The 11,964-nt window shown below is 73.0% G+C and carries 8 protein-coding genes and 2 tRNA genes; 4 read left to right on the forward strand and 6 right to left on the reverse strand.

Features of this window, described 5'->3' with window-relative positions:
- Positions 1-13: 13 nt before the first annotated feature.
- Together ACFTZL_RS30770 and ACFTZL_RS30775 are read right to left on the reverse strand one after the other, a co-directional pair.
- Positions 14-86 (reverse strand) — tRNA-Arg (locus tag ACFTZL_RS30770).
- Positions 87-270: 184 nt separating this feature from the next.
- A tRNA-Ser gene (locus ACFTZL_RS30775) sits at positions 271-361 on the reverse strand.
- A 164-nt stretch (positions 362-525) separates the two neighbouring features.
- On the opposite strand from ACFTZL_RS30775, the gene ACFTZL_RS30780 reads away from it, so the two are divergent.
- Positions 526-1,041 carry an SSI family serine proteinase inhibitor gene (locus tag ACFTZL_RS30780; RefSeq protein ID WP_382589138.1) on the forward strand — a complete coding sequence of 172 codons (516 nt, stop codon included), beginning with the start codon at positions 526-528 and terminating at the stop codon, positions 1,039-1,041.
- 374 nt (positions 1,042-1,415) lie between these two features.
- On the forward strand, positions 1,416-5,987 hold the full coding sequence (locus ACFTZL_RS30785) for a PAS domain-containing protein (RefSeq protein ID WP_382589141.1): 4,572 nt from the start codon (positions 1,416-1,418) through the stop codon (positions 5,985-5,987).
- Positions 5,988-6,029: 42 nt separating this feature from the next.
- On the opposite strand, the gene ACFTZL_RS30790 is transcribed toward ACFTZL_RS30785, so the two are convergent.
- A complete protein-coding gene (locus ACFTZL_RS30790; RefSeq protein WP_382589144.1) occupies positions 6,030-6,608 on the reverse strand; it encodes a TetR family transcriptional regulator in 579 nt (192 codons plus the stop codon).
- 140 nt (positions 6,609-6,748) lie between these two features.
- Here ACFTZL_RS30790 and ACFTZL_RS30795 point away from each other — a divergent pair, with 140 nt between their 5' ends.
- Together ACFTZL_RS30795 and ACFTZL_RS30800 are read left to right on the forward strand one after the other, a co-directional pair.
- A complete protein-coding gene (locus ACFTZL_RS30795) occupies positions 6,749-7,954 on the forward strand; it encodes an MFS transporter (protein WP_382589147.1) in 1,206 nt (401 codons plus the stop codon).
- 58 nt (positions 7,955-8,012) lie between these two features.
- Entirely contained in the window at positions 8,013-8,555 is a 543-nt protein-coding gene (locus ACFTZL_RS30800; RefSeq protein WP_382589149.1) for a GNAT family N-acetyltransferase, read from the forward strand.
- 41 nt (positions 8,556-8,596) lie between these two features.
- Here ACFTZL_RS30800 and ACFTZL_RS30805 read toward each other — a convergent pair whose 3' ends face one another.
- The 3 genes from ACFTZL_RS30805 to ACFTZL_RS30815 all read right to left on the reverse strand — a co-directional run.
- Positions 8,597-10,276, reverse strand: a complete 1,680-nt coding sequence (locus tag ACFTZL_RS30805; protein WP_382589152.1) for a long-chain fatty acid--CoA ligase — start codon at positions 10,274-10,276, stop codon at positions 8,597-8,599.
- Between the two features lie 138 nt (positions 10,277-10,414).
- Positions 10,415-10,975: a SigE family RNA polymerase sigma factor gene (locus ACFTZL_RS30810; RefSeq protein ID WP_382589155.1), complete on the reverse strand. Its 561-nt coding sequence runs from the start codon at positions 10,973-10,975 to the stop codon at positions 10,415-10,417.
- 96 nt (positions 10,976-11,071) lie between these two features.
- Positions 11,072-11,964: lipid-transfer protein (locus ACFTZL_RS30815; protein WP_382589158.1), on the reverse strand; the 893-nt coding region annotated here is incomplete at its 5' end.

The following is an 11,964-nucleotide window of genomic DNA, read 5'->3' on the forward strand; positions in this document are numbered from 1 at the left end:
CCTCTCACCTGTGTGCACTCGGCAGGATTCGAACCTGCAACCTTCTGATCCGTAGTCAGATGCTCTATCCGTTAAGCTACGAGTGCTTGTTCTGTTTTATCGCCGCTCTCGGGCCTTCCGGCTCGCTCGCGGCGACAGGAAGAACATTACATGACTGCCGCCGCCATGTGAAATCCGTTTGCCATACCCCTTGCGAGCTGCGGAAACGGCTGTTCCGGCCGGTACGACAGCGAAGCCCCGGTCGGGTGACCGGGGCTTCGTGATCAGGTGCGGAGGCGGAGGGATTTGAACCCTCGATGGGCTTTAAGACCCAAACCGCATTAGCAGTGCGGCGCCATAGACCGGACTAGGCGACGCCTCCACGCACATCGTCCCGCGCGAGCGCGAGCCAGTGCTTGCCGATGATGACACAGTCGAGCGCCGTGTCACCAATCGCCCCCCACGGTACTAGGCAGGAAGGTCGCAGGGCAAAAGCCTTCTCGGGCTGTCGCGCAACGTCCCGGGGCACGCCGCGTTAGTCAGGGCATGTCTACTGCCATTTCCCGGGCCACCGCCCGAACCGCGCCCCGGACCACCCCCCGCCCCGGTCTGCGGCGCCTCGTCCTCGGCGCCGCCGCCTCCGTCGCCGCCCTCGGATCACTGGCCGCGGTGTCCCCCGTCGCGTACGCCCAGGCCGGGCTCGGCGACGGCAAGAGCAAGGAGCGGGATCACCTCACCGTCACCGTGCGGAACGCGGGCGACGGGGCCGACGGGACGTTCGAGCTGTACTGCGGACCCGACGGCGGCAGCCATCCCGACCCGCGCGGCGCCTGTGCCGCCCTGGAGCGGGACACGCGGTGGGGGCAGGAGGTCTTCGCTCCCGCCCCGAAGGGCGGCTTCTGCACCATGCAGTACGGCGGGCCGGCCACCGCGCACATCACCGGCACCTGGGCCGGACGCCCCGTCGACGCCACGTACGACCGCCGTGACGGCTGCCAGATCTCCCGCTGGGACCGGCTCGTACCGCTCCTGCCGGACATGAGGGCCGGGCAGGGCGCCTGAGTTCCCACGTCGACTCCCGCATCGATTCCGCGCCGATTCTCCCCATGTCGCCCCCGTTGCGACCCTGCGCACCTCGTCCGTATCTCGTCCGGATTTCGCCCCTCCTCGGCCTCCATCTCGCCGGTCCGGCAAAAGGTACAGAAACACCGTCGTCGTAAAGGTCCCGCGAAGGTCTCGCGACGTCGTCGCAGGAGGACGGGCGTTTCCGGTTACTCGGTCGTCAGTTCGGGGTCACTTGCTCGTGCGACCTCGCTCTCATCCGGCGTCGCGAGCGCAACCGCAGCCCTTAGACTCCCTCGCGTGACACGCTGCGGGACGGTTGGCAAGATGGCCCGAGCGGTCGGCAAGGTGCGGTAACAGGGAGGAAGCGTCTCGTGAGCAGCAGGCCATCCCGAGGCGCTGCTCGCCTCGCAGCCATACTGGATGCGCTCCCCGACGCGTTGGTGCTGGTCAATGCCAACGGGACGGTCGTCAACGCCAACACCATCGCCCTCGAGGCCTTCGAGACTCCGGGCACCGCTCTGGTGGGGCGCGGGCTGCTCGATCTGCTGCCGCAGTTCGACTCCAAGCTCATCCCCGGCTCCATGCGACGGCCGGAACACCTCGATCCGCATGCCCGGACCAAGCCGACCCGGATGATCGCGCGCAGGACGGACGGAACCGAGTTCCCCGTCGAGGTCACCAGTGCGAATCTCGAGAACGGGCAGCAGGCCTACGACGGTTACGGCTACACCAGCGACGAGCTGCTCATGCTCGTCGTGCGTGACTTGTCCGGGACCGTGGACACCGAGGCCGAGCTCGCGCGGTCGCAGCGGCAGACCGAGATGATCCTGCGGGCCGCTTCCGAGGGCGTCGTCGGGACCGACACCGACGGGCGGATCGTCCTCGTCAATCCGGCCGCCGCTCAGATGCTGGGTTTCCGGGCCAGCGATCTCGGCGGGCGTGAACTGCACGAACTCGTGCTGCACTCGCGTGCCGACGGGACGGACTTCCCGTACGAGGAGTCGCCGCTCGCCGACACCCTGCGCTCCGGGCGCAAGCACCGGGTGCGCGGGCAGGTGCTGTACGCCAAGGACGGCGGCAAGGTGCCCGTCGATCTGACGACCGCGCCCGTGCGGGACGGCGACCAGCTCGTCGGCGCCGTGATGACCTTCACCGACCGGCGGCCGTACGACACGGTCGTCGAGGAGAAGGAAGCGGCGGACAAGCGCCACGAGGAAGAGCTGGAGCGGGCCGCCGAGGAACACGCCTCCGAGCTGACCGCGCTGCGCCAGCGGCACATCACCGAGCTGGAGGAGCTGAGCGAGCGGCACGCCGAGGAACTCGGCGCGAACGAGGACCGGTACGCCGCGCTCGGGGAGCGGGAGAAGGACCGGTACGAGGCGCTCGCCGCCCGGCACGAGCAGTTGCTGACCCTGCTGGGACGGTCGCTGCGCGGGCCCCTGGAGGAGCTGCGCCGCGAGCTCGCCGCGCTGGCCGCCGACGACGCCGGGCAGCTCTGGCCCGAGGCCAACCAGGTGCTGCACCACCTGTCCGCCGGCTATTCGCGGATCACGACGCTCATCGACAACGTCCTCGGCTACCAGCGACTCGACACGGGCGGCGAGAACGTCGTCCGTACGAAGGTGATGCTCGACGCCGTCGTCGCCTCCGGGGTCGACGGGGCCGTCGAGCTCATCGGGCCCGGCCGGGTGCAGTTCGCCGTGCACGCGCCGCCCATCGAGGCCGAGGTCGATCCCCGGCTGCTCGCCACCGCCCTCGCGCATCTCGTCGCGGACGTGGCCGGGGTCGACGCGACCGGCAACACGCCCCTTTCGGCGGGCGGTTATCTGGACAATACGGTCGTGGTGGCGGCGGCGCAGCGCGGCGAGGTCGTACGCATCGAGGTGCGCGGGCCGTACGCCGGTGGCGACACCGTGCACGAGCCGATCGTGCGGGGGATCGTCCGGGCGCACGGCGGCGTGCTCCAGACGCATGACGTGCCGGGGATGAGCGGGAGCGCGTACGTCCTCGAGGTGCCGATCGGGGGCGGGGCCGGGGCTGTTGCCGCGGATGCCGCCGCCGAGGCCGTGGACGAGGGCGTTCCCGGGGCCACCGGTGAGCAGACCTCCGGCGGGGGGCGGCGCCGGGCGCGGCGCGCCACCACCGATGCCTTCCTGGACGGGGATGTTCAGGGCGAGGGCGACGAGGCTGATGGTTCCGGTGTTGCCACCGGGCGGCGCAGGAGGCGGGCCGCCGGGGAACCGGCCGCTCTTCCGGCGCAGGCTTCCGGTGAGGGCGCCGGGTCGGGCGGTACCGGGCGACGGCGCGGGCGTCCGGCCGAGGGCGCCGCCGCGGAGGCCCTCGCCATCGAGGCCGTCGGGAGTGCCGTCCAGGGTGTCGCCGAGGGGGCCGTCGTCACGGCCGCCGAGCATGCGGCCGGGACCGCCGCCTCGGGTACGGGGCTGGGCGGGACCGTTCCGCCGCAGGGCGTGCCCGAGGCCGCCGGACGGCAGGCCCGGCGTGAACCCGGGGAGCAGCGGGCGCTGCCGCCGGCGCTGCCCGCGTCGTCCGGTGACGCCGGCTCCGGTTCGGACGGTGCGGAACAGGGACAGGCCCAGCAGCCGACCGGGCGGCGGCGGCGTGCGCTGGCCGCCGCCAACGAGCGGGCGGCGGCGCAGCAGGCCGCGGGTCCGCGTCCGGTGTTCGCCCTGCCGCCGGCCGAGGCCGATCAGACGCCCCCGGACGAGCCGGTCCACCAGGGGGTTCAGGCCGGACAGACCGCCCCGGGGCAGGGGACCGAGGCGGTTGCCGCACCGGCCGCCGCCGGTGACCGGGTGGCCGAGGAGGGGCGGCACGACGCCGTACCGCACGACCAGTCCGCCGATCACACCCCGCCGCAGCCGCATCCCACGAGTGCGCCGACGGGCCGTCGGCGGCGGGCCATGGTGCCGCAGCAGGGCGAGGCGGCCGCGGTGCAGGCGCCCGGTGCGGTGAACGCCGCGCCGACGGGCGCCGTACCGGCTGCTGCCGTACCGCCCGGTTCCGTCCCTGCGGGTCCCGGGCAGGGGGTTCCCGCGCAGCAGAACGCCGCGGGTCAGGTCCCGCCCGTCCAGGCCGGGGTGGCCGCCGTCCAGGCCGCGCCGGGTGCGGCCGTGCCGCCGCAGGGCAACGCCGTTCAGCCCCAGGGGAACGCCGTTCAGCCTCAGGGGAACACCCCGCAGGGCAACATCCCCCAGCCGCAGGGCGTGTCCGTCCCCGCGCAGGGCGGGCTCGGGCACAGCGTGCAGGCGGCCATCCCGGGGCAGGCGCCGCAGCCTCCGGCCCAGGGCGCGCGGCCCCTGCCGCAGCAGGGCGTCGCCGCACCGGCGCAGCAGCCCTCCGCCGGGCAGCCGCTCCCCGCCGAGGCCGCCCCGGGGCAGGGCACCCCCGCCCAAGGCACCCCGGCTCAGGGCACTCCCGCCCAGGGGACCCCGGCTCAGGGCGGCACCCCCGCCCCTCAGTCCTGGCCCGCCGCCGACGACAGCACGGGGGCCGGTGTCGCCGTACCCCCGAACGGCACACCCCCTCAGGCGCCGCAGCCGAAGTCCCCGGCCCCGAACACCCCGGCCCCGGGCACCCCGTTGCCGCCGGAGGGCGCGGCGCAGGCGCAGCGGGCGGCTCAGCCGTTGCCCGCGGAGGCCTCGGCGCCCGTCGATCCGAACTCGACGCAGGGGCGGGCGATCAGCGTGCGGACGCTGGGACAGGGCGTGCCGTTCAACCGGCAGGCGGCCCAGGTCCAGCAGCCGCCGGCCATGTCCGTTCCCCTGCCGACGGCGACGCCTCCCCCGCACCTGCCGGGCGGATCGGGCCGGCGCCGCAAGCTCGGCACGCCGCCCGACCCGGCCACGCGTACCGATCAGGCCACGCGTACGGAACCGGCGTCCCGCCCGGAGCAGGGTCCGCGCCCCGAGCAGGCAGCGCGTCCGGACCAGGCCGCGCGCCCGCATCCGACGGCCGAGCCGACGCCCCCGCCGGTCGCCGCCCAGGTGCCCGCCCCGGCGCCCGCGCCCGCCCCGGCGCAGCCGTCCCTCGCCGGTCAGTCCCGGCTCGCGCAGCTGACCGAGGGCGGCGGCCGGTCGTACGCCATAGGCGCCCCCGACGAGAACGCCGCCGAGGGGCCCGAGCCGCTGGACGGGCCCGGAGGTGCCGTCGAGGTGGCCGATCCGCCGCGGCCGCAGCCGATGGACGACGAGTTGCCGCCGGAGCCGCTGGACAACCCGCGGCGGCTGCTGGTGTGGCCCGCGCCGGACGTCAGCACCCAGCAGGCGCTGAGCGACCGCGGCTACCGGCCGGTGATCGTGAACTCGCGCGAGGAGGTCGACGCGCAGATCGCGGCGTTCCCCGCCGCGCTGTTCGTCGACCCGCTGACCGGGCCGATCACCCGTACGGCACTGCAGTCGCTGCGCCAGGCCGCCGTGGCCGCCGAGGTGCCCGTGCTCGTCACGGCCGGGCTCGGTCAGGCCTCGCGGGACGCGGCCTACGGTGCCGATCCGGCCGTGCTGCTGAAGGCGCTGGCGCCGCGCGACAGTGAGCAGCACCCGCCGCGGGTGCTGCTGATCGAGGAGCACGCGGAGATCGCGCTGGCGCTGACGGCGACGCTGGAGCGGCGCGGGATGCAGGTCGCGCGGGCCGCGAGCGACGCGGACGCGGTGACGCTGGCGAGCGACTTCCGGCCGAACCTGGTCGTGATGGACCTGATGCAGGTGCATCAGCGGCAGGCCGGGTTCGGCGGGATCGTCGACTGGCTGCGCGCGAACGGGCAGCTCAACCGCACCCCGCTCGTCGTCTACACCGCCGCCGTCGACCAGGCCGACCTGCCGCGGCTGGCGTCCGGGGAAACGGTGCTGTTCCTCGCGGAGCGGTCCACCAGCGGCGATGTGCAGACCCGGATCGTCGAGCTGCTGAGCAGGATCGGGACCAACTGACCCGGATCGGGACCGGCTGAGCCGGCGAAAGGCCGGCCGGTCCTACCGGGCCGTCAGCCTGCGTGCCGCCTCCTTGACCGACGCGCGCAGGCGGTCCTGGGCGTCCTCCCCGTCGCCGACCAGGATGCGCCGCATCTGCGGGACGACGGCGGTCCAGTTGGCCAGGGCGGTCAGCAGGAACAGCAGGTCGGCCGCGGGGACGGCGTCCGTGATGACGCCCCGGTCCTGGCCGTCCTGGAGGGCGGCGACCTTGCGGACGTAGTGCTCCTGGCGGGCGGACTCGTGGGGCAGTTCGGCGCTGCCGTACTCCAGGCCCTCCCAGAAGAGCAGGCGCAGCAGCTCCGGGTGGGCGGCGTGGTAGTCCATGACGCGGTCGATCCAGCTCTCGATGTCGTCCGGGACGACGGGGACGTCCTCGGCGAGGTGGAGCATCTTCTTCTCGAGGACGATCGCGAACAGCTCCGCCTTGTTGCCGAAGTAGGCGTAGATCAGCTGCTTGTTGGCCTTCGCCTCGGCGGCGATGCGGTCGATGCGGGCGCCGGCGATGCCGTGCCGGGCGAATTCGGCGACCGCCGCCTCGAAGATCCGGGCCTTGGTGGCCTCGGGGTCCCTTGGTGCCATGGGGGAGAGGGTAGCGCGCCGAGTAACCAACTGTTTGGTTGACAGGGAATCGCAGGGCGGCTCACACTGTTGCCCCGTTATCCAACCAACCAGTTAGTTGCTAGAGCCGACTCCAAGCCGACTCCGAGGAGTCCCCTTCCATGCCGTCAGCGACCACCACCACGTCCCGCCGGGCCGACCAGGCCGCTCCGCGGCAGACACGTACGCCCGCCCCCGGTCTCTTCCTCACCCTGATCGCCGTGTGCAGCGCGGTCACCGCCGCCAACATCTATCTCGCCGCTCCGCTGCTCTCGCTCATGGCCGACGACTTCGGCTCGGCCCCCTCGGCCGTCGCCTGGATCGCCTCGGTCGCCCAGCTCGGCTACGCGGTCGGCCTGCTGTTCTTCGCCCCGCTCGGCGACACCGCGAACCGGCGCCGTCTGGTCGCCGGGCTCACGCTCGTCACCACCGTCGCGCTGGTGGCCAGTGCGGCCGCCCCGGGCGCCACCGCCCTCGCGGTCGCCATGTTCGTCGCCTCGGCCACGACCGTCATCCCCCAGCTACTCGTCCCGCTGGTCGCCGAACGCGCCCCCGCCGACCGGCGTGCCCGTCATGTCGCGGCCGTCATCGCGGGCCTGTTCACCGGCATCGTCGGGGCCCGGGTCCTGGGCGGGCTGGCCGGGCAGGCCTTCGGCTGGCGCTGGGTGTTCGCGGGCGCGGCCCTGCTCACGCTCGTCCTGGGGCTCGCGACCGCGTTCGTCCTGCCGTCGCGGCGGCGGCGGGAAGGCCCGTTGTTCGCCGGGCTCGCCGCGCTGCCCTCGGTGCTGCGCCACTCGCCCGACCTGTGGCGGGCGTGCCTTCGGCAGGCCGGGATGTTCGGTGCGTGGAGCGCGCTGTGGACCGCGCTCTCCCTGCTGCTGACCGGGCCCACGTACGGGCTGTCCATCGCGACCGCCGGGCTCTTCGGGCTCTTCGGGCTGACGGCGAGTGCGGTGGCTCCGCTGGCGGGCGGGTTCGTGGACCGGTTCGGCGCGGCGCGTGTCGTGCGGTCGGCGTATCTGCTCGCGGCCGTGTCGGTGCCGCTGTTCTGGCTGGGCGGGCAGGCTCTGGCCGCGCTGTTCGCCGCCGCGATCGCGATCCACGCGGCGCTCGTCGCCTCCCATGTCGCCAACCAGACCCTCGCCCTGACCGCGACGTCCACCCCCGCCACCGCCAACACCGCCTATGTGGTCGCCGGCTTCGCGGGCGGCGCCGCCGCCTCGGCTCTCGGCGGGGCCGCGTTCAGCCACTTCGGCTGGGGCGGGGTGTGCGCGGTGGCCGGGCTGTGGCTGGTGCTGGGGTGGGGGCTGACCTCGGCGCGGCGGTGAGGCGATGCCGTAGGAACGGCCGCGGGTAGCCGTACGCCTGGGTGGACATGATCGTCTTGTGCGCCGGGAAACTGTGACCCTGAGCAGGATCGTTTCGGAGGACTGGGCCGCCGTCCACACATGGGCGGGTCTGGCCGAGGCCTGCCGTTATCAGCCGTGGGGGCCGAACACGCCGGACGAGACGCGGGAGTTCGTGGCGGGCGCGGTCGACGCCTGGTCGGACAGGCCCCAGCGCCGGTTCGCCTATGTGGCTCGCCTCGGGCGGGAGGTGGTGGGGATGGGGGAACTGCGGGTGCGCAGCGCACCCCGGCGCCAGGGCGAGATCTCCTACATCGTGCATCCGCGCGTCTGGGGGCGGGGCATCGGGACGGAGATCGGGCGGCTGCTTCTCGCGCACGCCTTCGGCGAGCTGCGGCTCCATCGCGTCCATGCCACCTGCGACCCGCGGAATCTCGGCTCCGCGCGGGTGCTGGCCAAGCTCGGCATGACGCTGGAGGGGCGCCTGCGGCACACCCAGCTCATCCGCGACGGCTGGCGGGACTCGCTGGTCTTCGGCGTGCTCGAGGACGAATGGGCCGAATCGAGCGCCGTGCAGGGGTGAGCCCCTGGCGGTGGCCAGGGGCTCCGGGGTGTTCGTCGGGTTCAGCCGAGCCTGGTGATGTCCAGGTCACCCTCCGCGTATTGCCTGCGCAGTACCTTCTTGTCGAACTTGCCGACGCTCGTCTTCGGGACCGCCGCGATGACCGTCCAGCGCTCCGGGAGCTGCCACTTGGCGATGTGGCCCTCGTCGGCGAGGAAGGTGCGCAGGGTCTCGAAGGTGGCGGTGGAGCCCTCCTTGAGGACGACCGTGGCCAGGGGGCGCTCGCCCCACTTCTCGTCGGGTACGGCGACGACGGCGGCCTCGGCCACCTCGGGATGGGCCATGAGCGCGTTCTCGAGGTCCACCGACGAGATCCACTCGCCGCCGGACTTGATGACGTCCTTGGCCCGGTCGGTGAGGGTGAGGTAGCCGTCGGCGGAGATGGTCCCCACGTCGCCCGTCTTGAGCCAGCCGTCCTCGCTGAACTTGTCGGCGGGGCGGAGCGGGTCGGCGTCCGGGCCGTTGTAGTAGGCGCCGGCGATCCACGGGCCGCGCACTTCCAGCTCACCGGCCGACTCGCCGTCCCAGGGGAGGCGTTCGCCGCCGGGACCGGTCAGGCGGCCCTCGACGCCGGCCGGGAAGCGGCCCTGGGTGAGGCGGTAGGCGAGCTCGTCCGCCGTGCCGATCGCACTGGCCGGGGGGCGGGCGATCGTGCCGAGCGGGGACGTCTCCGTCATGCCCCAGGCGTGGCAGACCCGCATGCCCAGCTTGTCGAAGGCCTCCATGAGGGAGGGCGGACAGGCCGCGCCGCCGATGGTGACCTGGCCGAGGAAGGAGACGTCACGCGGGTTCGCGGTCAGCTCGGCGAGCAGGCCCTGCCAGATGGTGGGGACGGCGGCCGCGTGGGTGGGCTTCTCGCTCTCGATCATCGCGGCGAGCGGGGCCGGCTGGAGGAAGCGGTCCGGCATCAGCATGTTCACGCCGGTCATGAAGGTCGCGTGCGGCAGACCCCACGCGTTCACATGGAACTGGGGCACGACGACCAGCGAGGTGTCCCCGTCGGTCAGGCCCATCGACTGGGCCATGTTGACCTGCATGGAGTGCAGATAGATGGAGCGGTGGCTGTAGACCACGCCCTTGGGGTCGCCGGTGGTGCCGGAGGTGTAGCACATGGCGGCGGCCTGGCGTTCGTCCAGCTCGGGCCAGTCGTACGTCGTCGGCTTCCCGGCGATCAGGTCCTCGTACTCGTGCACCCGCGCGGTGGCGTCCGCGAGCAGGGAGCGGTCCCCGGGGCCGGTGACGACCACGTGCTCGACCGTCTTCAGGTGCGGGAGCAGCGGGGCGAGCAGGGGGAGCAGCGAACCGTTGGCGATGATCACGCGGTCGGCGGCGTGGTTGACGATCCAGGCAAGCTGCTCGGGCGGGAGGCGGAGGTTCAGGGTGTGCAGGACCGCGCCCATGGACGGGATCGCGAAGTAGGCCTCCACATGCTCCGCGTTGTTCCAGGCCAGAGTCGCGACCCGCTCGTCGCCGGCGACGCCGAGGTCCTCCCGGAGCGCGTGGGCGAGCTGGGCGGAGCGGGCGCCGATCTCCGCGAAGGAGCGGCGGTGGGGCTCGTCCTCACCGGTCCACGTGGTCACCTGCGATGTCCCGTGGATCGTGGACCCGTGGGTCAGGATCCTTGAGATCAGCAGCGGTACGTCCTGCATGGTGCTCAGCACGGCGTCCTCCCGGGGCGACATTGCCAACGCGGTGGTAAAGGTTGCGCTGATTCTGCGCACATACCGCGCGGTATGTCACTAGGACCGGGCGATCGATCACATCACGCCAAGCGGAATGAAGGGTTCAGCAGTGGCCGGGGCGGCGTGCGAGGCGGGGGCTCACTGGCGGACAAGTCCCAGCTCAGCGTCCTCGCGGAGCTTTCCCAGCGCGCGCGAGACGGCCGATTTCACCGTGCCCACCGAGACGCCGAGCACTTCGGCCGTCTGGACCTCGCTGAGGTCCTCGTAGTACCTGAGGACTACCATCGCCCGCTGCCGGGCGGGCAGCCGCATGATCGCCCGCCACATCGCGTCGCGCAGCGCCTGCTGCTCGGCCGGGTCGTCGCTGCCGGTCACCGGCTCCGGCTCGGGCAGCTCGTCGCAGGCGAACTCGTCGACCTTGCGCTTGCGCCACTGCGACGTCCGCGTGTTCAGCAGCGCCCGGCGCACATAGCCGTCGAGGGCGCGGTGGTCCTCGATACGCTCCCAGGCGACGTACGTCTTGGTGAGCGCGGTCTGCAACAGGTCCTCCGCGTCGCTCGGGTTACCGGTGAGCGAGCGGGCGGTACGCAGCAGCACCGGCTGGCGGGCCCTGACGTACGACGAGAACGACGGGTACGGAAGGGTCTGCGCCGCTGGTGATGCGGCCTTCGACGCGCTGGTGCAGACGATTGTGGTCATGGCTCAACGCTAGGAGCGGGCCAGGTCGAGCGGATCGGCCGCAGGTCCCGAAGCGGGGTCCCCCTCAGGTTGTAGGGGTAGGGCCTGCTGCACCTCCTACAGGTGGAGCGGTGGGACCGGGGTACTGCGGGTTGTCCCCTGCGGGTCGGCGGTGAGTACGAGTCCCGACGTAGGCACGCCCGTCCCCGCCGTCACCAGGACCCGTTCCGCTCCGGGGACCGGGTTCACCGCCGTCCCCCTGATCTGCCGGACGGCCTCCGCCACCCCGTTCATCCCGTGCAGGTACGCCTCCCCGAGCTGTCCCCCGTGTGTGTTGAGCGGCAGACGCCGCTCGGCCACGAAGTCCGGTGCCTCGCCGGGGGCGCAGAAGCCGAACTCCTCCAGTTGCATCAGCACGAACGGCGTGAAGTGGTCGTAGAGGATCCCCACGTCGATGTCGGCCGGTGCGAGTCCGGAGGTCCGCCAGAGCTGCCGGGCCACCACCGCCGTCTCGGGCAGGCCGGTCAGGTCGTCGCGGTAGAAGCTGGTCATCTGCTCCTGCGCGCGTCCCGCGCCCTGGGCGGCCGCCGCGATCACGGCGGGCGGGTGGGGCAGATCGCGGGCCCGCTCCACGGAGGTGACGACTAGGGCCTGTCCGCCGTCGGTCTCCTGGCAGCAGTCCAGCAGCCGGAGCGGCTCGACGATCCAGCGGGACGCGGCGTGGTCGGCCAGGGTGATGGGACGGCCGTGGAAGTAGGCCGCCGGGTTGGTCGCCGCGTACGCGCGGTCGGCCACGGCCACGTGCCCGAACACCTCCGGCGTCAGCCCGTACGTGTGGAGGTACCGCTGGGCCGCCATCGCCACCCAGGAGGCCGGGGTGAGCAGGCCGAACGGCAGCGACCAGCCGAGCGCCGCGCCCTCGGCCGAGGGCTCGCGGTGCCGGACGCCGGAGCCGAAGCGGCGGCCCGAGCGCTCGTTGAACGCCCGGTAGCAGACGACCACGTCCGCCA

The sequence above is a fragment of the Streptomyces sp. NPDC056948 genome, assembly GCF_042674225.1.
Classification (GTDB): domain Bacteria; phylum Actinomycetota; class Actinomycetes; order Streptomycetales; family Streptomycetaceae; genus Streptomyces; species Streptomyces purpurascens.